Genomic DNA, 20,648 nt, shown 5'->3' with positions numbered 1-20,648 from the left:
CGAGTGATGACGATGATGGGGTGCTCTGCTTTCTCATCAGGATCCAAGCCTGTACCAGCGACTCAGTGACCGAACTGACCATGTTGCAGCCTCCTTTCAACGACCCGCAGGGCGAGCGACAGCGGCAGGAAGATCAGCACGCACATCAGGGTCAGCACAGCCAGCATCTCGTAGGTCTTGTAGTAGAGAGCTATGTAGTTCTTGGTGGTGTAGAGCAGCTCCGGCACGGCCACCGCCGAGGCCACTGTCGTCTCTTTGAGCAGAAAGATGAAGTTGGCAAACAGCGCCGGCAGGCTGGCGAGCCAGGCCTGGGGCAGCTGCACGTGGCGCAGCAACTGCCAGCGGGAGAGACCTATGGCCCGGCCCGCCTCCAGCTGGCTGGTGGGTACGGCCTGTACCCCGGCCCGCAGCGCCTCTGTCAGATAGCCACCGCCGAGGAAGGTCATGGCGATCACCGCAGTGGCAAAACCTGACAGCGACAGCCCCAGGGCCGGCAGCCCGAAGTAGAGAAAGAACAGCTGGATCAAGAGCGGCGTGTTGCGGGCCAGCTCCACATAGGCGCGGATCACCCTGTTCAGCCAGGGCCTGTGCAGGCTCAGCAGGGTCACGTTGAGCAAAGCCACAGCGAGCGAGGTGAGGATCACTATGGCGCCGAGCTGCAGCGTGACCCAGATCGATTGGCCGAACGCCGGCAGTGTGGTGAGGACAAAGGACCAGTCGAAGCTCATGCCGGTATCCTCCCGTCACGGCGCAGCCGCTGGGGCAGCACTGTGATGGCGTCCGGGTACTTGATGCCGGCCCCCGTGTTGAGCACCACCACCCGCTCGCCCTCCCGGATCCAGCCCGCTTCGCGCAGCTGACGGGCGGCGGCGAAGGCGGCCGCCCCCTCCGGGCAGACGAAGCTGCCCTCCTGGGAGGCGAGCTGGCGGATCTCGGCGGTAATTGCCCGCTCATCCACGGCGATGGCGCAACCCTCGGTGCGATAGAGGGCGTCCAGCACCAGAAAATCCCCCAGCGCCTTGGGCACATTGATGCCGAAGGCCAGGGTCTGGGAGTCGGGCCAGAAGCGCGACTCGCGATCCCCCTGCTGCCAGGCCTGCACTATGGGGGCGCAGCCGCTCGCCTGTACCGCCACCAGCCGGGGCAGGTCGCCCTTGATCCAGCCCAGTTCCTGCAACTCCAGCAGCGCCTTGTAGATGCCGATGAGGCCGACGCCGCCACCCGTGGGGTAGAGGATCACGTCCGGCAGCGTCCAGCCGAACTGCTCGGCTATTTCCAACCCCATGGTCTTCTTGCCCTCGATGCGATAGGGCTCCTTCAGGGTGGAGGCGTCGAACAACCCCTGCTCCGCCACCGCCTGGGCGACCTGGCGACCGGCGTCGCTGATGAGGCCATCCACCAGATAGAGGCGGGCACCGGCCAATGAGGTTTCCAGCCGGGTGATGGCGGGGGCCGCCTGTGGCATGACTATGGTGCTGCGCAGGCCGGCGCGGGCACCGTAGAGCGCCCAGGCCGCACCGGCATTGCCGTTGGTGGGCATGGCGAAATGGGTGACGCCGAGTTCGCGGGCACGGGAGATGCCGACCGCGGCGCCGCGGGCCTTGAAGGATCCTGTGGGTATGATGCTCTCATCCTTCATCCAGAGATCCGGTATGCCGATCTGCTTGCCCAGGGTGGGCAGGGGCAAGAGCGGGGTGAGCCCTTCCCCCAGAGTGACGACGTGAGCGGGATCGCGTACCGGCAGCAGCTCGTGATAGCGCCACAGGCTGGCGGGGCGGCCCAACAGGTCAGTCGGGCGCCAGGCCTGCTTCAGGGCCTCGAGATCGTAGCTTGCCAGCAAAGGCGCCCCTGCCCGGCTCAGTTGCTGGGGCTGGTCGGCATCATGGATCTCGCCTGTCTTGCTGCAACGCAGATGTGATAGGTAGCTGTACGGCATGCTTTATCCTGAATGAGTCGTCTGAGTCAGTTGCTTATTCCATCCTGTGACCCAAGTGCCGGATAACAAACAAAATAAAGTGGCAAACCTAAGCGAAAAAATTCATATGACTCCGTTCAGCCATGCCAGTGTCGGCTCAGGGGGAAGTGGCATCCGCCAGCCAAGCCTGTGGGGGGTTGGGCCATCCGGCACTCTTTGCTACCCTGCCTGTTTCACCGACACCGCAGGGAGCCGCATCGATGCGAGCCATTGTCAGCCTGCTGGCCCTGTCACTGCTGAGTGCCTGCAGCGGCCAGTCAACCAAAGAGGATGCCATGTCAGGGAAAGCGCGCCTTCACTACCCAGTTACCCGCCAGAGCGAGCAGGTGGATCACTACTTCGGCCAGGCCGTGGCCGATCCCTACCGCTGGCTGGAGGATGATCGCAGCCCGGAGACCGAAGCCTGGGTCAGGGCCCAGAACCGGGTGACCCAGGATTACCTGGCGCAGATCCCGTTTCGCGATGCCATCAAGGGCAAGCTGGCCGCCTCCTGGAACTACGCCAAGGAGGGGGCGCCGTTTCGCGAGGGGCGCTACCACTACTTCTTCAAGAACGACGGCCTGCAGAACCAGAACGTGCTGTGGCGCCAGCTGGCGGGCAAGCCGGCCGAGGTGTTCCTCGATCCCAACCTGCTCAGCCCCGATGGCACCACGGCGCTGGATCAGCTGAGCTTCTCCCGTGACGGCAAAACGCTGGCCTACTCATTGTCGCTGGCCGGCAGCGACTGGCGCGAGATCCACCTGATGGACGTGGAGAGCAAACAGCCGCTGGAGACCCCCCTCAGGGACGTGAAGTTCAGCGGCATCAGCTGGCTTGGCAACGAGGGTTTCTTCTACTCGAGCTACGACAAGCCGGACGGCAGCGAGCTGTCGGCCAGGACAGATCAGCACAAGCTCTACTTCCACCGGCTCGGCACGGCGCAGGAGGAGGACCGCCTGGTGTTCGGCGCCATCCCGGCCCAGCAACACCGCTACGTGGGGGCGACCGTGACTGAGGATGATCGCTACCTGCTCATCTCGGCGGCGGACTCCACCTCGGGCAACCGCCTCTATGTGAAGGACCTGACCCGGGAGGGGGCCCCGCTGCTGACGGTGCAGGGGGATCTGGCTGCGGACGTGAGCCTGGTGGACAACAAGGGCAGCAGGCTTTACCTGCTGACCAACCGGGACGCCCCCAACCGCCGGCTGGTGACTGTGGAGGCGGACAATCCTGGCCCCGAACAGTGGCGCGATCTCATCCCGGAGCGTCAGCAGGTGCTGACGGTGCACAGCGGCAGCGGCTACCTGTTCGCCGAGTACATGGTGGACGCCACCGCCCGGGTCGAACAGTTCGACCATGACGGCAAGCGGGTGCGCGAGGTGGCGCTGCCGGGGCTCGGCAGCGTGAGCGGCTTCAACGGCAAGCAGGATGATCCCGCCCTCTACTTCGGCTTCGAGAATTATGCCCAGCCGCCCACTCTCTACAAGTTCGAGCCCAACAGCGGGGAAATCAGCCTCTATCGCGCCTCGGCTGCCCCGTTCAAACCGGAGGATTATGTCTCCGAGCAGCGTTTCTACCAGAGCAAGGACGGCACCCGGGTGCCGCTCATCGTCAGCTACCGCAAGGGGCTGAAACTCGATGGCAGCAACCCGACCATCCTCTACGGCTATGGCGGCTTCGACGTGAGCCTGACCCCGAGTTTCAGCGTCTCGGTCGCCAACTGGCTGGATCTGGGGGGCGTCTATGCGGTGGCCAACCTGCGTGGCGGTGGCGAGTACGGCCAGGCCTGGCATCTGGCGGGCACCAGGATGAACAAGCAGAACGTGTTCGACGACTTCATCGCCGCGGCCGAGTATCTCAAGGCCGAGGGCTACACCTGCACCGACCGGCTGGCCATCAGAGGCGGCTCCAACGGCGGTCTGCTGGTGGGAGCCGTCATGACCCAGCGGCCGGATCTGATGCGGGTCGCCCTGCCGGCTGTGGGGGTGCTCGACATGCTGCGCTACCACACCTTCACCGCCGGGGCTGGCTGGGCCTACGACTATGGCACCAGCGCCGACAGCGAGGCCATGCTCGACTATCTGAAGGGCTACTCGCCGCTGCACAACGTCCGGGCCGGGGTCAGCTACCCCTCGACCCTGGTGACCACGGCGGATCACGACGACCGTGTGGTGCCGGCCCACTCCTTCAAGTTCGCCGCCACCCTGCAGGCCGACGACGCAGGCCCCCATCCCCAGCTCATCCGCATCGAGACCAATGCCGGGCACGGGGCGGGCACGCCGGTGGCCAAGCTGATCGAGCAGAGTGCGGACATCTATGCCTTCACCTTGTACGAGATGGGTTACCGGCAGTTGCCGGTCAGCCCCTGAGATCAGGGCCCTGCGGGGCCCTTTTTGTTGTCAGCCCCCGGCTGCGACCATCCCTGTCTCGCCGCGATCCGGTTTCGGGCGGCGGGGACCATCCGCCGCGCCCCCGGTGGTATAGTCAGTCACAGGATCAGCATTCAAGGAGTCCATCGTGAAGAAGATCATCTACATACTGCTGGGGCTTGCGCTGGCCGCCCTGGTATCCATAGTCGCTCTGGTGAGCCTGATCGACCCCAATCAGTTCAAGCCCCAGCTGGTGGAGCAGGTGCGCAAGAGCACGGGCCGCGAACTGGTGATGCAAGGGGATATCGGCTGGCGTTTCTGGCCAAGCCTGGGTCTCTCCCTCGAGAAGGTGGCGCTGCGCAACCCGGCCGGTTTTGCCGAGCCGGATCTGGTGCGCTTCGAGCTGGGCCAGGCCTCGGTGGCCCTGCTGCCGCTGCTCTCCCACCGGCTGGAGATTGGCGAGGTGACGCTGAACGGGGCACACCTCTTCATCCAGACCAAGGCCGATGGCAGCTCCAACCTGAGCGATCTCATCAAGGCGTCCGAGGCTGCCAAGGGCAGCGAGCCCGCGCCAGGTGGCCAGAGCCAGCCCCCTGCGGGTAATGGCCAGACCTGGCAGATCAGCTTGCAGGGTGTGGTGCTGGAGCAGGCCAGCGCCCTGCTGCAGGACGATCGCGACGGCACCATTTCCCGCCTCGAACAGCTCGACCTCAACCTGGGTCAGCTGGTGGTGGATCAGTGGGTGCCTGTGACCCTGGCCGCCAGGGGCGCGCGCGGGGATCTTGCCTTCGATATCAAGGGACAGACTCAGCTCAAGCTGGCCCGGGAGGAGACCGCCAGCGAACTCAAGGATCTCAGCCTGAGCGGCAGCCTGAGTGCGCCGACGCAGCGGCTCGATGCCTTCTCCCTCAAGGCCGACCGGCTGGCACTGGGGCAGTGGAGCAGCCTCACGCTCAGTCTGCAGGGCGCTCAGGGATCGGCAGACCAGCCGACACTGGCCGGCTCCCTGGAGGGGACCCTCAAGGCGCGGCTCGATCAGGGGCAGCAACTGCTGGAAGTGTCGGATGCGGTGCTGGCCGCCAAGCTGCAAGGCTCGGCTTTGCCGCGCCCGCAACTGGATCTCAAGCTGGCCGGTTTTGCCCGCGCCGAGCTCGACAAGCAGACCATCACCCTGAGCAAGCTGGTGCTGGATGCCGACAAGACACTGCTGAGCGGGGAGGGGGTTGTGCGGCTCGGCGCCGTGCCCAGGGTCGACTTCGATCTCAAGGGCGACAAGCTGGATCTCGACGCCTGGCTCGGCAAACCGGCAGCGACCCAGGCCGCAGCGCCAGCGCCTTCGGCTCCCGCGAAGGCGACGGACAAGGGGGCCGCCCCCAAGGTGGCCCAGGCACTCTCGGCGGTGGAGCCGGATCTGAGCGCCCTCAAGGCGTTTGATCTGGCCGGTCGGCTGCAACTGGGCAGCCTGCGGCTGAAGGGACTGGACTTGAGCTCCGTCGATCTGCAGCTGGCGCTGGCGGGTGGCCAGCTCAGCCTCAAGCAGTTCAGCGCCGGCGTGGCCGGCGGTCAGGTGACGGCGAACGGCGTGCTCGATGCCCGTCAGCAACCTGCCCGCTACCAGGTACACAAGCGGGTGCAGGGGGTGAACGTGCGCCCGTTGCTGCAGACCCTGGCCCAGAGCGATCTGCTGGAGGGCAAGGGGGATCTCGAGGTGCAGGTACAAGGTAGTGGCCTCTCCGAGCAGGCGCTGCGCAGCCAGATACAGGGCAAGGTGAGCCTCAAGCTGAGCGATGGTGCCCTGCACGGCATCAACCTGGCTGAGATGATCCGCGAGGCGCGGGCCACCCTGACCGGCAAGGGGGCCGAGCAGGTCAAGGAGGCTCGCAAGACCGACTTCAGCGCCCTCACCGCCAGCTTCCAGATTGCCAACGGCGTGGCCCGCACCGACGACATCCAGCTGTTTGCCCCGGCCCTGCGGGTGAAAGGCGAGGGCCAGACAGCCCTGGTGCCGGAAACCCTGGATTTCCTGTTCCTCACCTCCATCGTCGAAAGCAGCAAGGGCCAGGGCGGCAAGGATGTGGATGAGCTCAAAGAGATCACCATACCGGTGCGCATCGGCGGTCACTGGCAGGCTCCCAGCTACCGGCTCGACGTGAAAGCCTTGCTCGGCAACAACAAGCTGCTGGAGGAGAAGGCCCGCAAGGAGGCCGAGCGTGGCCTGAAAAAATTGCTGGGGGACAAGGCCGACAGCGAAGGCGTCAAGGGGGTGGCGGATCAGCTGCTCAAGGGGCTGTTCAAGTAGCTATCCCCCCCCTTTCATTGTCATTCAGAGCCCGCCCCGAGCGGGCTCTTTGCTGCCACTCGTCCATGTGTCTGGGCCTGGCTGCTCACTGTCGGATGGGGCTGGCAGCAAGAGTTCCATGGTTGCTTCTGGTTAAAAATAGGGATGTAGCCTTGGCTCAAAGGTGATATCACTGTTGGTTTACCAAGGAGTAGATGAATGAGTCGAAGTGAAGTCGTGAGAGAGATATCCCATCCGGACTGGCCTCTGGTCTGGCAGATCTATGGCAGCAGCTTCCCGCGCTACGAGCAGCGCCAGCCGCAGCATCAGCAGGTCAAGATGGCGGATCCTCACTTTCACTGTCAGCTCTTTTATCAAGGCGACGTGCTGCTCGGCTTCATCTTCTGGTGGGCCTGCGGCGAGCAGATCTATATCGAGCATCTGGCCATCAATCCGGCCCTGCGCGGCCAGAACCATGGCTCCCGCCTGCTTGCCGCCTTCTGCGAGACGGCGGGGCGCACCGTCATCCTGGAGATAGACCCGCCAGAGGATGAGATTGCCATCCGGCGGCTGCGCTTCTACCAGTCGCTGGGCTTTTGCCTCAACGACCATGACCATGTGCACCCGCCCTATCATCCCGACTATCAGGGGCACGGGCTGCGGGTGCTGAGCTACCCAAATCCCATCAACCCCGCTGAGTACCAGCAGTTCAACCGGATGCTGGTGACGCGGGTGATGGATCATGGCTTGACTGCCTGACCGGCAGCCAAGGTGAAGAACAAGGAGGTTCAATGAACAGGAATGTGCTGATCACGGGTGGCAGCCGGGGGATTGGAGCCGCCACAGCCCGCCATCTGGCGGAGCAGGGTTATCACCTCTGCATCAACTATCGGCGTGATCGGCAGGCTGCCGAGGCGCTGGTGGCCGAGATCCGGGCGCAACATCCGGTCGACTGCATAGCGGTGCAGGCGGATATCAGCGTCGAGGCCGAAGTGGTGCGCCTGTTCGGGGAGATGGACGCGCGGCTCGGGGTGATCACCCATCTGGTCAACAACGCCGGCATCTTGCAGCCCCAGATGAAGGTGCTGGAGATGAGCGCCGAGCGCATCAACAAGACCCTGACCACCAATGTGACCGGCTATTTTCTCTGCTGCCGGGAGGCGGTGCGGCGCATGACCCGTGGCGGCGCCATAGTCAACGTCTCCTCGGCCGCCGCTCGCCTCGGCGCGGCGGGTGAATACGTGGACTATGCCGCCTCCAAGGGAGCCATAGACGTGCTGACCAGAGGCTTGTCGCTGGAGGTGGCGGCGCAGGGGATCCGGGTCAACGGGGTGCGTCCGGGTTTTATCTACACTGAGATGCATGCCGACGGCGGTGAAGCCGAGCGGGTGGAGAGGGTAAAAAGCCAGATCCCGCTGCAACGGGGCGGTCAGCCGGCCGAGGTGGCCGCCGCCATCGCCTGGCTGCTGTCGGATGAAGCATCCTACGCCACCGGCACCTTTATCGACCTTGCCGGAGGGCGATAGGGCCAGATGCCACCGACCATACTGGAAAGAAAAAGGGCGCCGCAGCGCCCCTTTTCATTGCTCCAGCCGAGCCTTGTTTCACTCTCCCAACAGCAGTTGCCAGACTGCCAGCACATGGCCGCGCTCGGGCTGCAACTGGTCGTCGCCCACCTTGCGGGAGATCTCCGAGAGGTTGAGACGATGGCCCCGGTTACGGATCTCCAGATAGGCCTGCTTCAGCCCCTCCGCCTGCTCCAGGGTGAGCACCCCCACCATGACGCACTCATCGAAGATGCGCACATTATCGGACCAGCGGGTGAGGGGCTCGGGCTCGCCGCTGGCATGGGCCAGCACCAGATACTGGGCGATGAATTCGATATCCACCATGCCGCCGGGGGACTGCTTGAGATCGAACTCGCCAGTACCGGCCTTGAGCAGGTGATCCCGCATCTTGTGGCGCATCTCGCGCACCTCGCGGGCCAGGGTCGGCAGGTCGCGCTCCTTGGCCAGCACGGCACGGCGGATGCGGGCAAACTCGGCGATGACCGCCTCATCCCCGTAGATGGGGCGGGCCCGCACCAGCGCCTGATGCTCCCAGGTCCAGGCCTCGTGCTGCTGATACTGCTCATAGGCCGACAGCGATGAGACCAGCAGGCCGGAATCGCCGGAGGGGCGCAGCCGCATGTCGATCTCATAGAGGATCCCGGATGGGGTGCGGGTGCTGAACAGGTGCAGGATCCGCTGGGCGAGGCGCAGGTAGAACTGGCGGCTGTCGATGGGTTTGCGCCCGTCTGTGTAGCTGTTGGGATCGCCGCCGTGCAGGAAGACGAGATCCAGATCCGAGCCGTAGCCCAGTTCTATGCCGCCGAGCTTGCCGTAGGCCACAACGGCGAAGCCGCGCTGGCCGCTCACCGCCACTTCGGGCGGCACCCCGTAGCGTTCGCTCATCTGGGCCCAGGCCTGATTGACCACCTCCTCGGTGATCGCCTCCGCCAGCCAGGTGAGGTGGTCGCTTACCTTCATCAGCGGCAGGGCGCCGGCGATGTCGGCCGCCACGATACGCAAGAGCTGCACCTGCTTGAACTGGCGCAGCGCCTCCATCTGCTGCTCCACGTCCTCCTCGGGGATGCGCAGCAGAAACTGGCGCAGCTGGGGCTTGTACTGATCGAGCGGAGTGGGGTGGTAGAGGTGCTGGGGATCGAGCAGCTCGTCCAGCAAAATCGGGTAGCGGGCCAGCTGCTCGCTCACCAGATGGCTGGCGTCGCACAGCCGCACCAGTTGGCGCAGGGCGGCGGGGTTTTCCGCCAGCAGCTGCAGATAGGCGCTGCGGGTGAAGATGCGGGTCAGCAGCTCGCACACCCGCTCGAACAGGCGGGCGGGTTGCTCGCTGGCGACCACCAGTCGCAGCAGCTCCGGCATCAGCCAGTCCAGGGCGATGCGCCCCTGCGGGCCCACCTGACGGCGTTTGTACTCCTCCTTGAAACGCAGCAGGGCACCGCAGAGCGGAACCGGATCCTGGACGCCCTGCGCTATGAGCAATTTCTCCAGCTCGGCGGCATCGAGCTCGGTGCGCCAGAGATCGAGCCAGAGCTGCTCCAGATGGGCGGGGGCCTCCTTCTCTTCGCCCACAACGGCGGCAAACTCCTGATGAACGGCGGCCATCTCCTCATCCAGATGAGCCATAAAGGCGCCCCAGTCGGCAAAACCGAGGGAGGCGATCAACCGCTGGCGATCCCGCTCTTCGGTGGGCAGGGTCTGGGTCTGCTGATCGCCTATCTCCTGCAGAATATTCTCGACCCGGCGCAGGAAGCGATAGGCATCCAGCAAGCGGTCGCAATGGGTGGATTCTAGGGCGCCGCACTGGGCGATGGCGGCCAGCGCCTCCGGCAGGTGGCGTACCCGCAGGGCGGGCTCGCGACCGCCGCGAATCAGCTGCAGCGCCTGGGCGATAAACTCCACCTCGCGAATGCCGCCAGCCCCCAGCTTGATGTTGCCCTCCAGCCCCTTGCGACGCACCTCGGCGGCTATCATCGCCTTCATCTGGCGCAGGCCGTCGATGACGCCGAAGTCGATGTAGCGGCGAAACACGAAGGGGCGCAGCATCTCGGCGAGTTCAACGGCGTGCTCGCACTGGGGCCCCAGTACCCGCGCCTTGACCATGGCGTAGCGCTCCCAGTTGCGGCCGTGGTGCTGGTAGTAATCCTCCATGGCGGCAAAGGAGATGGCGAGCGGGCCCGCGTCGCCGAAGGGGCGCAGCCGCATGTCGACCCGGAACACCTGACCATCCTGGGTGGGCTGGTGGAGGGCGTTGATCAGCCGCTGCCCCAGCTTGATGAAGAAGGGCTGGTTGGCCAGCTCGCGCCGTCCGCCGACCGTGTAGCCGTTCTCGGGGAAGGTGAAGATGAGATCGATATCCGAGGAAAAGTTGAGCTCGCCGCCGCCGAGCTTGCCCATGCCGAGGATGAGCAGCGGCTGCGGGTTGCCATCCCCGTCCATGGGGGTGCCCAGCTCGCTGCACTGTTTGGTGTAGAGCCAGTCGCGGGCGGAGCAGATGAGGGCATCCGCCAGCTTGGTGAGGTGGATAAAGCTCTCCTCTACCGCGGCGTGCCCCAGCAGCTCGCGCCAGGCGATCACCAGCATGCGGCTACGACGGAATTGGCGCAGGGTGCGCTTGAGCGCCTCTTCATCACTCACCTCGGCAAGCAATGCGGTCAGATCGCGCTGATAGGCGGGCCAGCGTTCGGACTGTTCGAGATCGCCCGAGGCGAGGATCTGCGCCAGCAGCTCGGGCTGCTTGATGAGCGAGTCGGAGACGAAGTCGGAGAGGCCGAGCAGGGTCAGCAGGGTCTGGTGAATCGCATCGGGCAGGGCATCATAGTCGGGCGCCAGCTCGACCAGCCGCTGCCACTGGCGTTGGGCCTGATCCTGCAGCAAGGGCACAAGAGAGGAGGGGAGGGAGAGAGAAGCTGAATGCTGGGCCACGGTTGCCGTCCTTGTGGTTAACGGATCTGCAGGGTGAATGAAAATGCTGGCAGCCAATCTAGCACTGTCGAGCGGCTCGGCACAGTGCGACGGGCGAGTCGCTCGCAGGTACTCTCATCAGGCTCAGTCTCGCCCCTGCACCACAGCGCAGGGGCGAGCTGCATGAACCGGCGAGTGCTGCGTGGTCCTGTTCAGGGGCGCAGATAGATCTCGGGATCGTATTTTTCCATCAGGCTGGCCGGTTTGCGCGGCGGCGCGAAACCAAAGTCGGCGTAGAGGCCGTGGGCATCCGAGGTCGCCAGGCTGAGGCGGCGCAGTCCCTGCAACTGCGGATGAGCCAGGATAGCCGCCACCAGCGCCTTGCTGTGACCCCGGCCGCGATGGGCGGGCAGCACGAACACATCGGCCAGATAGCCGAAGGTGGCTCTGTCCGTGATGACCCGGGCGAAGGCCACCTGCTGACCGGCGACATAGCCGCCGAAACAGAGGGAGTGGTTGATGGCTCTCTGTACCGTCGCCAGCGGAATGCCGAGGCACCAGTAGGCCTCCTCGGACAAAAATCGGTGGATCAAGGGCACGTCGAGCCGCCCCTTGTCGTCGCTTATCTCAAGTTGGGAGTGATCTTGTGGGTGCTGCATCCTGGCTCCTTGCCGTGACATGAATAAGAAAGGCCCCTCGCGGGGGCCTTCCAGTTTACTCAAATCACGGTCTCAGGCCAGTTTGAAAGCCTGGATGATGAACGCTGTCCAGGGTCTGGCTGTGGTGCGCCATCCGCTCCTGTGTCCTGTCTGCGAGGTGACGCCCATCAGGCCAGCTTGAAAGCCTGGATGATGAACGCTGTCCAGGGTCTGGCAGTGGTGCGCCATCCGCTCCTGTGTCCTGTCTGCGAGGTAAGCGCCCGTCAGGCCAGCTTGAAAGCCTGGATGATGAACGCTATCCAGGGTCTGGCAGTGGTGCGCCATCCGCTCCTGTGTCCTGTCTGCGAGGTAACGCCTGTCAGGCCAGTTTGAAAGCCTGGATATGGGTATCAAGAGTCTGGCTGTGGTGCTCCACCAGCTCGGAGGCTTCCTGCAGCTCTCGCAGCACGACCACGGATCCTTCCACCACCTGCTTGACCTGCTCCAGGTTGCCGCTCATCTCCTCGGCCACCGAGCTCTGCTGTTCGGAGGCGGCGGCGATCTGGCGGTTCATGTCGGCCACCCCCTGTACCCGCTGCACTATGGTCGCGAGCTGATCACCGGCCTGGGTCACCTGCTCCACCCCCTTGTCGGCCTGCTGCACGCTCTTGGCCATCAGTTCGGCGGCCTGGCGGGCATTGCCCTGCAACTGTTCGATCATCTTCTGGATCTCGACTGTGGCGGCCTGGGCCCGGTTGGCCAGCTCGCGCACCTCGGACGCCACCACGGCAAAGCCGCGACCGGCCTCACCGGCGCGGGCGGCCTCGATGGCGGCGTTCAGCGCCAGCAGGTTGGTCTGCTCCGAGATGCCGCGAATGGTATCCACGACGGATCCAATCTGCTCGACCCCCTGTTCCACCTGATTGACCACTGTGGAGGAGCGCTGAATGTTGCCGGAGAGGGTATCTATGGTGTTGACGGTGGCCGCCACGCAGCGGCTGCCCTCTTCGGCCAGCAGGCTGGTTTCGGCTGTGGCGTGGGAGGCTTGCTCCGCATGGGCGGCCACCTCGCGAATGGCGCCCACCATCTGGCTCATGGCGCTGGCCAGCTGCTCTATCTGGGTGAACTCTTCGCTGATGGCCTCGTTGGCCTCTTCCATGCAAAGGGTGACCTGGGAGGCGATGTCGTTGAGCTCCTTGCAGGCGACGCGCTGGGTGCCGAACACCTGCTTGAGATTCTCCTGGGAGTGGGCCACCGCCTTGGCGATGTCGCCGAACTCGTCGCGGGACTTGAGCAGCACCTTGTGGCTCAGATCCTTGCGGGCGAAGCGTTCAAGCAGGCCCACCAGGTAATGCACCTGCTTGACCATGAGGCGGGAACCGGTCAGCAGCAGCACCACGAAGATGACCCCCATCACGGCGGTTTCCATCACCCCGGTCCAGAGCAGGCGATCGGCAATGGCATTGGCCTTGTCGGCATCTATGCCCTCGCTCAGCAGGGTGGTTTCCAGATTGCTGGCGTCGAACCAGAGTTTGATCAGCAACAAAACAGTACTGAACACCATGAGCAGTACCACTTTGGGTACCAGCCGGATATTGCTCATTCGCCGCTCCAGCGGGTTTAACTGCATAATATTTCTCCTTTTAATGGCCGGTTTTCCTTTGTCCTCAGGACTATCGGCATTATCTTCTTTTTTATTAATTCGCACCGTGCCTAAAGTAGGAAAATGTATGCGACATCACTTAACTCACCTGCGCGCCATGGATCTGCTGATGGCGTTTCTGTCGGTGATCTCCGTTGCGCTGGTCTGCGCCCGCTGGTGGGGCCACTCGGACTGGACCCCCCAGACACTGCAGCTCTTCTATGACGTCGACAGTCTGATCTGCTACTTCTTCCTCGCCCACTTCGCCTATGGCTGGGTACGCGCCCGCGACAAGCGTGCCTTCTTCAAGGCGAACTGGTTCTATCTGCCGGGCAGCCTGCCCATGGTGGAACAGCTGCGCTGGGCGCGCCTGATCCAGCTGTGGCGTGTCTATCAGCTGCTGCGGGATCAGCCGGATCTGCTCGGCATGTTCCGCCGCGAGCGCAACGAGACCACCCTCTCGGGGATACTGTTCCTGTTCTTCCTGTTGCTGGGAGTGGGCTCGGGCGTCATGTATCTGATCGAATCGGGCCAGCCCGGCAGCCAGATCCAGACCCCTTACGATGCCTTCTGGTGGACGCTGGTGACCCTGTCGACCGTGGGTTACGGCGATCTGGTGCCCAAGACGGAGGAGGGGCGCTTCGTCGCCAGCCTGCTGATCCTGTTCGGGGTCGGTCTGTTCGGTGCCATCAGCGGCTTCATGGCCAGCCTGTTTCTGCAGCCGGGGCGGGGGGATGGCGAACTGGAGAAGTGGCGGCATCACCAGAGTGCCCAGCAGGATCTGCTGCTGCAGGAGCTGCGAGCCCTGCGTGCCGAGGTGAAGGCGCTGAAACAGAAGTAGCCTGCGGCGTCTGGAATGGTCGCGTGGGGGAGGGGACAAGTTGCGAGCCAGCTCTCAGCTCGGGGGGAGGCGCTTTTCTTTGCTTGTCCTTTGACCCGCTGGCGGCTTAACATTCGGCCAGTCACCTAACCAAATGAAGAGAATCGATCGACCATGCGCGCCCTTCTCGGGATCCTGATCTGCTTGTGTGCCCAACAGGCACTGGCCGATACCCGTTATGTCTCAGACAACATCTTTACCTTTATCCACAATGGTCCGGGTACCCAGTACCGGATCCTCGGCAGCGTCAAGGCTGGTGAACCGCTGGAAGTAAAGGCGGTGAACAACGAGGCCGGCTTCACCCAGGTGGTGGACGGTCGTGGCCGCGATGGCTGGATCAAGAACAGCGAGCTGCAGGGCGAGATCAGCCTGCGCGAGCGGCTGCCCCAGGTCCAGAAGGAGCTGGAGGAGCTCAAGGCTCGCCTGCAGAACCTCAACGGTGACAACGAGAAACGCTTCACCGAGAAGGATGGCAAGATCGCCGAGCAGAGCAAGGAGATCGCCAGCCTGAAGGCCCAGCTTGCCAGCCAGAGCGAGGAGATGGGGAACCTCAAGGAGCAGAACGACGCCCTGACCCAGAGCTATGACAACCAGGAGCACGACATGCAGATGGACTGGTTCATCCGCGGTGGTGCCATGGTGGGCGGCGGTATCCTGCTCGGTATCCTGCTCCCTATGCTGCCCCGTCGTCGCAGCCGCGGCGAGCGCTGGATGAACTGATCCAGGTTCTGCCCCTGTGTCGCGGTCGTGGTGAATGCAGGACAAACGGACCGTTTCTGTCGGTCGGATGAAGAAGGGTCGCAATAGCGACCCTTCTTTTTTGCTTTGCATAAAATTGTATACAAAATAAGGCGATGAAATTGCCCACCTCGCCAGCTCCCGGCTTTAATGCGCGCCAAATGAGCCAATTAGCGATATTTGTTAATGTCAGGCAACAATTTCATTTCATCTATGAGGCGATATTGTATACATTGTCGGCGTTTCGGCGGCACGGCCGCCTTCGTCGATATAGCCTGCGGGCGTACAGGAAGACCCCATATGTTCAAAGCCACTCAAGTTCTTGCAGCTGACTACCTTCCCTCCGATCTGGCCGCCCTGCGCGAAGCCATCACCCAGAATTACGTGGTGGATGAAAACGCCTATCTGGCGGAGCTCTCTGCCATGCTGCCGGGGGATGGCGCCTCGCTGGAGCGGGTGACCCAGCGTGCCCGTACCCTGGTGACCAAGGTACGCAAGGAGAGTGGCTCCGGCGACGGCATAGACGCCTTCCTGCAGGAGTACAGTCTGGACACCCAGGAGGGGATCATACTGATGTGCCTGGCCGAGGCTCTGCTGCGCATTCCCGATGCCGAGACCGCCGACGCCCTGATCAAGGACAAGCTCTCCGGCGCCAACTGGTCGTCCCATTTTCGCAAGAGCGACTCCACCCTGGTCAACGCCTCCACCTGGGGCCTGATGCTGACCGGCAAGATCATCAAGCTGGACAAGAAGCTGGACGGCAATCCGGCCAACATGCTGGGTCGCATGGTCAACAAGCTGGGCGAGCCCGTGGTGCGCTCCGCCATGTACGCCGCCATGAAGATCATGGGCAAGCAGTTCGTGCTGGGGCGCGACATGAAGGAGGCGCTGAAGGCGAGCCGCAAGTCCCGGGAGAAGGGTTACACCCACACCTATGACATGCTGGGGGAGTCCGCCCTGACCCTGGCCGATGCGGACAAGTATTTCGGCGACTACCAGCGCGCCATCGAGGCGGTCGGCAATGAGCGCATCAGCGACGGCGGCCCGGCCCCCTCCATCTCCATCAAGCTGTCGGCGCTGCATCCGCGCTATGACGTGGCGAACCGCGAGCGGGTGCTCGGCGAGATGAGCGAGCGACTGGTGGGGCTGGTGCGTCTGGCCCGTGACAAGGACGTGGCCATCAGCATAGATGCCGAGGAGATGGACCGCCTCGAGCTCTCCTTGGACCTGTTCGAGCAGCTTTACCGCTCCGAGGCCAACCGTGGCTGGGGCAAGCTCGGCATGGTGGTGCAGGCCTACTCCAAGCGTGCCCTGCCTGTGCTCTGCTGGTTGACCGGGCTGGCCCGCGAGCAGGGGGATCTGATCCCGGTGCGGCTGGTGAAAGGAGCTTACTGGGACAGCGAGCTGAAATATGCCCAGCAGGCCGGTCTGCCCGGCTATCCGCTGTTTACCCGCAAGGCGGGTACCGACATCTCCTACCTCGCCTGTGCCCGCTACCTGCTGAGCGAGCCGACCCGCGGCTTCATCTCGCCCCAGTTTGCCACCCACAACGCCAATACCGTGGTCAGCATCCTGGAGATGGCCGGCGATCGCCAGTTCGAGTTCCAGCGCCTGCACGGCATGGGGGAGGAGCTGCACAACGCCGTGCTCAGCGAATGTCCCGGCCTGCACTGCCGCATCTATGCGCCGGTCGGTGCCCACAAGGATCTGCTGCCCTATCTGGTGCGCCGCCTGCTGGAGAACGGGGCAAACACCTCCTTCGTTCACAAGCTGGTGGATCCCAACACCCCGGTGGACAGCTTGGCCGAGCACCCGCTGCGCACCCTGAAGCGCTATGGCAGCCTGGCCAATGACCGCATTCCGCAGCCGGTGAACCTGTTCACCGACCGCAAGAACTCCAGCGGCGTGAATATGAACATAGTCTCCATCCAGCGCCCCTTCTTCGCCAAGCTGAAGGAGCTGGAGAGCAAGCAGTGGCTGGCGGGCCCCATTGTCGATGGGGAGACCCTCAAGCGCAGCGAGGCCCGTACCGTGCTGAGCCCGCAGGACGTGAGCCAGCTAGTGGGCAAGATCCACTGGGCCGACGAGCAGGCGGTGGAGCAGGCGCTGGCCTCGGCCCATGCTGCCTTCCCGCGCTGGCGCGAGACGCCGGTGAGCGAGCGCGCCGCCGCGCTGGAGAAGCTGGCAGATCTGCTGGAAGCGAATCGCGAGCAGTTCATCTCCTTGTGTACCCGCGAGGCGGGCAAGCTGCTGCAGGACGGCATCGACGAGGTGCGCGAGGCGGTGGACTTCTGCCGCTACTACGCGGTGCAGGCCCGTGGCCTGATGGGGCAGGCGACCCTGCTGCCCGGCTACACCGGTGAGCAGAACGAGCTGTTCCTGCAGGGGCGTGGCGTCTTTGTCTGCATCAGCCCGTGGAACTTCCCGCTGGCCATCTTCCTCGGTCAAATCGCAGCGGCGCTGGCCACCGGCAACACAGTCATCGCCAAGCCTGCCGAGCAGACCGGTCTCATCGCCCATCTGGCTGTGACCCTGGCCCATCAGGCCGGCATTCCCGGTGACGTGCTGCAACTGCTGCCGGGCGATGGCGCCACAGTGGGTGCCAAACTGACGGCGGATGCCCGCATCGGCGGCGTCTGCTTCACCGGCTCCACTGAGACCGCAAAGCTCATCAACATGACCCTGGCCCAGCGCGATGGCGCCATACTGCCGCTCATCGCCGAGACCGGCGGTCAGAACGCCATGATAGTCGACTCCACCGCCCTGCCGGAGCAGGTGGTACGCGACGTGGTGAGTGCCGCCTTCCAGAGCGCCGGCCAGCGCTGCTCCGCCCTGCGGGTGCTCTACCTGCAGGAGGAGATAGCACCGCGGGTGCTGGAGATCCTGACCGGTGCGCTGCAGGAGCTGAAAGTGGGCAACCCGGCCGAACACAACACCGACGTGGGCCCGGTCATCGATGCCGAGGCCAAGGCCGGGCTGGATGCGCACCTGGTGCACATGATCCCGCGTGCCCGCCTGATCGCCCAGGCACCCATGCCGGCCGTGACCCTGGGGGGCCACTTCGTGCAGCCGACCGCGCTGGAAATCGGCTCCATCCGCGAGCTGGTGAAGGAGCAATTCGGCCCCATCCTGCACGTGGTGCGCTACGCCGCCAAGGAGCTGGACACTGTGATCGCGGATATCAACGGCACCGGCTACGGCCTGACGCTGGGGATCCACAGCCGCAACGAATCCCATGCCGAGGAGCTGGCCAGCCGCATCAACGTGGGCAACGTCTACATCAATCGCAACCAGATAGGCGCCATGGTCGGGGTGCAGCCGTTCGGCGGGCAGGGCCTCTCCGGCACAGGCCCCAAGGCGGGCGGCCCCCATTACCTGAGCCGCTTTGTGACCGAGAAGACCCGCACCATCAACACCACTGCGGTGGGTGGCAACGCCTCCCTGCTGGCGATGGGCGATGCCTGATCGGCATTGAGATTCTCAAAACCAAGGCCGCCTGCGGGCGGCCTTTCTATTGGTACTACCTTGCCCTTTGGGCTGCCATCTTGGGGTCGCCAGCGGGCCCATGCGGTCGTAATATGGTCGCGACTCGTCACTTTTCACCGGGCCGCGTCCTGTGCATCATGCCGGGCAAGCCATTCTCATCTGACGTCGCAACAAGAGTGTTCATCTGATGCCATTAACCGAACAGGCCCGCTGGTTCGTGCTGGGGGGCGATCACCTCGTCCTGCTGGATGCCCAGGGGCAGATCCCACTAGGCCCGCGCGCCTGCTTGCCACCCCCGCTGCAAGAGGCCCCGTTCGAGCGCTTCGACGACTGGGATGGCCAGCCCTGCTACCTGCTGGATCTGGGGGAGGAAGCCGATACCCAGGCCATGGCGGGTCTGCGCCAGCTGATGGTGGCGGGGGATGAGGAAGGGTTCAGGCTTGCGGGCCGCGCCTGGCAACTGGCGACCTTTCGTCGCAGCCATCGCTTCTGCGGCGAGTGCGGCGCCCCCATGGCGCCCAAGAGCGGGGAGTGGGCACAGGTGTGCCGGCAGGGTCACGTCGTCTACCCGCGCATCTCCCCCTGCATCATAGTGGCGGTGCGCAAGGGGCAGGCCATTTTGCTGGCGGCCCATCGCCGTCACTATCAGGCGGAGGATCCCATGTATACCGTGCTTGCCGGTTTCGTGGAGGCGGGGGAGAATCTGGAGCAGTGCGTGGCGCGGGAGGTGTTCGAGGAGAGCGGCATCCGGGTGCGCAACGTGCGCTACGTGGCGAGCCAGCCCTGGCCCTTCCCCCACAGCCTGATGATGGGCTTCACCGCCGACTACGAGAGCGGCGAGATCCGGGTGCAGGATGAAGAGCTGGTGGCCGCCGACTTCTTCGAGGCTGACCGGCTGCCGCGGCTGCCGCCCCACGGCACCATAGCGCGGCGCCTGATCGAGCAGAGTCTGGACGAGGCTGGCTGAGGTCGGGTTGAGCCTGGCAAAAAACGGGGCGCTTGTTTGCGCCCCTTCACATCTTTGCACTCCGGCAGCCCTGCGGCGCGTTTGGGCCGCCCGTCGCCGCGCACAAAGTGGTATCATATCCGCCATTTTATGCTGGATATGAACTCAGGAACTGGGATGAAAGAGCTGAAGAACGATCGATACCTGCGTGCCCTGCTGCGCCAGGAAGTGGACATGACCCCGGTATGGATGATGCGCCAGGCCGGCCGCTACCTGCCGGAATACAAGGCGACCCGCGCCGTCGCGGGGGACTTCATGTCCCTGTGCCGCAACGCCGAGCTGGCCTGTGAAGTCACCCTGCAGCCGCTGCGCCGCTATCCCCTCGATGCCGCCATCCTCTTCTCCGACATCCTGACCGTGCCCGACGCCATGGGGCTGGGCCTCTACTTCGAACACGGCGAAGGCCCGCGCTTCGAGCGCCCCATCAAATCCATGGCCGACGTGCAGGCGCTGCCCATCCCGGATCCGGAAGACGAGCTGGGTTACGTGATGAACGCGGTGCGCACCATTCGCCGCGAGCTTAAGGGCGAGGTGCCGCTGATCGGCTTCTCCGGCAGCCCCTGGACCCTGGCCACCTACATGGTGGAGGGCGGCAGCTCCAAGGCCTTCACCAAGATCAAGCAGATGATGTATGCAGAGCCCATGACATTGCACCTGCTGCTGGACAAGCTGGCGGACAGCGTGATCAGCTATCTCAACGCCCAGATCAAGGCCGGCGCCCAGTCTGTCATGGTGTTCGACACCTGGGGAGGCGTGCTGACCCCGCGGGATTACCGCGACTTCTCCCTGCAGTACATGCACAAGATCGTCGATGGTCTGATCCGCGAACACGAAGGCCGCCGCGTGCCGGTCACCCTGTTCACCAAGAACGGCGGCCAGTGGCTGGAGCAGATCGCCGCCACAGGTTGTGATGCGCTGGGACTGGACTGGACCATAGACATAGCGGATGCCAAGCGCCGGGTCGGTGACAAGGTGGCACTGCAGGGCAACATGGATCCCTCCATGCTCTACGCCGCGCCAGCGCGCATTCGCGAAGAGGTCGCCACCATTTTGGCGGGCTTTGGCAGCGGCAACGGCCACGTCTTCAACCTGGGTCACGGCATCCATCAGGACGTGGACCCCGAGCATGCCGGCGTCTTCGTCAACGCGGTACACGAGCTGTCGGCTCAGTACCACGGTCGCTGAGACCGG

14 protein-coding genes are annotated in these 20,648 nt (G+C 64.2%); 9 read left to right on the top strand and 5 right to left on the bottom strand.

What is annotated here, in order from left to right; all coding sequences use genetic code 11:
* Nucleotides 1-62: 62 nt before the first annotated feature.
* Nucleotides 63-728 (bottom strand): amino acid ABC transporter permease, encoded by a 666-nt coding sequence (locus tag AACW87_RS02125; protein ID WP_098980725.1) that lies wholly within the window; start codon nt 726-728, stop codon nt 63-65.
* Nucleotides 725-1,936 (bottom strand): threonine synthase, encoded by a 1,212-nt coding sequence (locus AACW87_RS02120; protein WP_241326432.1) that lies wholly within the window; start codon nt 1,934-1,936, stop codon nt 725-727. The genes AACW87_RS02125 and AACW87_RS02120 overlap by 4 nt, the downstream gene beginning before the upstream one ends.
* Nucleotides 1,937-2,175: 239 nt before the next feature.
* On the opposite strand from AACW87_RS02120, the gene AACW87_RS02115 reads away from it, so the two are divergent.
* The 4 genes from AACW87_RS02115 (at nt 2,176) to AACW87_RS02100 (ending at nt 8,127) form a co-directional block, all read left to right on the top strand.
* Nucleotides 2,176-4,323 carry a prolyl oligopeptidase family serine peptidase gene (locus tag AACW87_RS02115; RefSeq protein ID WP_241326431.1) on the top strand — a complete coding sequence of 716 codons (2,148 nt, stop codon included), beginning with the start codon at nt 2,176-2,178 and terminating at the stop codon, nt 4,321-4,323.
* A 148-nt stretch (nt 4,324-4,471) separates the two neighbouring features.
* A complete protein-coding gene (locus AACW87_RS02110) occupies nt 4,472-6,622 on the top strand; it encodes an AsmA family protein (RefSeq protein ID WP_241326430.1) in 2,151 nt (716 codons plus the stop codon).
* Between the two features lie 198 nt (nt 6,623-6,820).
* On the top strand, nt 6,821-7,360 hold the full coding sequence (locus AACW87_RS02105) for a GNAT family N-acetyltransferase (RefSeq protein WP_241326429.1): 540 nt from the start codon (nt 6,821-6,823) through the stop codon (nt 7,358-7,360).
* Nucleotides 7,361-7,392: 32 nt separating this feature from the next.
* Complete coding sequence (locus tag AACW87_RS02100; RefSeq protein ID WP_241326428.1) at nt 7,393-8,127, top strand: SDR family oxidoreductase; 735 nt, start codon at nt 7,393-7,395, stop codon at nt 8,125-8,127.
* 78 nt (nt 8,128-8,205) lie between these two features.
* Here AACW87_RS02100 and glnE read toward each other — a convergent pair whose 3' ends face one another.
* The 3 genes from glnE to AACW87_RS02085 all read right to left on the bottom strand — a co-directional run bounded on the left by glnE (nt 8,206) and on the right by AACW87_RS02085 (nt 13,335).
* A complete protein-coding gene (gene glnE, locus AACW87_RS02095) occupies nt 8,206-11,088 on the bottom strand; it encodes a bifunctional [glutamate--ammonia ligase]-adenylyl-L-tyrosine phosphorylase/[glutamate--ammonia-ligase] adenylyltransferase (protein WP_241326427.1) in 2,883 nt (960 codons plus the stop codon).
* Between the two features lie 191 nt (nt 11,089-11,279).
* Nucleotides 11,280-11,726, bottom strand: coding sequence for a GNAT family N-acetyltransferase (locus AACW87_RS02090; RefSeq protein WP_043142230.1), 447 nt, complete (start codon nt 11,724-11,726; stop codon nt 11,280-11,282).
* 358 nt (nt 11,727-12,084) lie between these two features.
* Nucleotides 12,085-13,335: a methyl-accepting chemotaxis protein gene (locus AACW87_RS02085; protein WP_043142228.1), complete on the bottom strand. Its 1,251-nt coding sequence runs from the start codon at nt 13,333-13,335 to the stop codon at nt 12,085-12,087.
* A gap of 31 nt (nt 13,336-13,366) precedes the next feature.
* On the opposite strand from AACW87_RS02085, the gene AACW87_RS02080 reads away from it, so the two are divergent.
* From AACW87_RS02080 to hemE, 5 genes are all read left to right on the top strand, one after another.
* On the top strand, nt 13,367-14,188 hold the full coding sequence (locus AACW87_RS02080; protein WP_098984950.1) for a potassium channel family protein: 822 nt from the start codon (nt 13,367-13,369) through the stop codon (nt 14,186-14,188).
* A 153-nt stretch (nt 14,189-14,341) separates the two neighbouring features.
* The gene (locus AACW87_RS02075; RefSeq protein WP_043554990.1) at nt 14,342-14,947 is read left to right on the top strand and encodes a TIGR04211 family SH3 domain-containing protein; all 606 of its coding nucleotides are present in this window, start codon (nt 14,342-14,344) and stop codon (nt 14,945-14,947) included.
* Between the two features lie 318 nt (nt 14,948-15,265).
* Complete coding sequence (gene putA / locus AACW87_RS02070) at nt 15,266-18,430, top strand: bifunctional proline dehydrogenase/L-glutamate gamma-semialdehyde dehydrogenase PutA (protein ID WP_103472724.1); 3,165 nt, start codon at nt 15,266-15,268, stop codon at nt 18,428-18,430.
* A gap of 208 nt (nt 18,431-18,638) precedes the next feature.
* A complete protein-coding gene (nudC, locus tag AACW87_RS02065) occupies nt 18,639-19,418 on the top strand; it encodes an NAD(+) diphosphatase (protein ID WP_241326426.1) in 780 nt (259 codons plus the stop codon).
* Nucleotides 19,419-19,574: 156 nt separating this feature from the next.
* Nucleotides 19,575-20,642 carry a uroporphyrinogen decarboxylase gene (gene hemE / locus AACW87_RS02060; protein ID WP_241326425.1) on the top strand — a complete coding sequence of 356 codons (1,068 nt, stop codon included), beginning with the start codon at nt 19,575-19,577 and terminating at the stop codon, nt 20,640-20,642.
* Nucleotides 20,643-20,648 lie beyond the last annotated feature (6 nt).

This window comes from Aeromonas sp. MR7 (assembly GCF_963899385.1).
Lineage (GTDB): Bacteria > Pseudomonadota > Gammaproteobacteria > Enterobacterales > Aeromonadaceae > Aeromonas > Aeromonas bestiarum.
The sequence above is the reverse complement of the archived record's forward strand: the minus strand, read 5'-3'. Positions and strand labels throughout refer to the sequence as shown.

Excerpts from the sequence above, each read along its gene's own strand:
- AACW87_RS02125 (WP_098980725.1), bottom strand. The coding sequence starts at position 728 with ATGAGCTTCGACTGGTCCTTTGTCCTCACCACACTGCCGGCGTTCGGC.
- AACW87_RS02120 (WP_241326432.1), bottom strand. The coding sequence starts at position 1,936 with ATGCCGTACAGCTACCTATCACATCTGCGTTGCAGCAAGACAGGCGAG.
- AACW87_RS02115 (WP_241326431.1), top strand. The coding sequence starts at position 2,176 with ATGCGAGCCATTGTCAGCCTGCTGGCCCTGTCACTGCTGAGTGCCTGC.
- AACW87_RS02105 (WP_241326429.1), top strand. The coding sequence starts at position 6,821 with ATGAGTCGAAGTGAAGTCGTGAGAGAGATATCCCATCCGGACTGGCCT.
- AACW87_RS02100 (WP_241326428.1), top strand. The coding sequence starts at position 7,393 with ATGAACAGGAATGTGCTGATCACGGGTGGCAGCCGGGGGATTGGAGCC.
- AACW87_RS02090 (WP_043142230.1), bottom strand. The coding sequence starts at position 11,726 with ATGCAGCACCCACAAGATCACTCCCAACTTGAGATAAGCGACGACAAG.
- AACW87_RS02085 (WP_043142228.1), bottom strand. The coding sequence starts at position 13,335 with ATGCAGTTAAACCCGCTGGAGCGGCGAATGAGCAATATCCGGCTGGTA.
- AACW87_RS02075 (WP_043554990.1), top strand. The coding sequence starts at position 14,342 with ATGCGCGCCCTTCTCGGGATCCTGATCTGCTTGTGTGCCCAACAGGCA.
- putA (WP_103472724.1), top strand. The coding sequence starts at position 15,266 with ATGTTCAAAGCCACTCAAGTTCTTGCAGCTGACTACCTTCCCTCCGAT.
- nudC (WP_241326426.1), top strand. The coding sequence starts at position 18,639 with ATGCCATTAACCGAACAGGCCCGCTGGTTCGTGCTGGGGGGCGATCAC.
- hemE (WP_241326425.1), top strand. The coding sequence starts at position 19,575 with ATGAAAGAGCTGAAGAACGATCGATACCTGCGTGCCCTGCTGCGCCAG.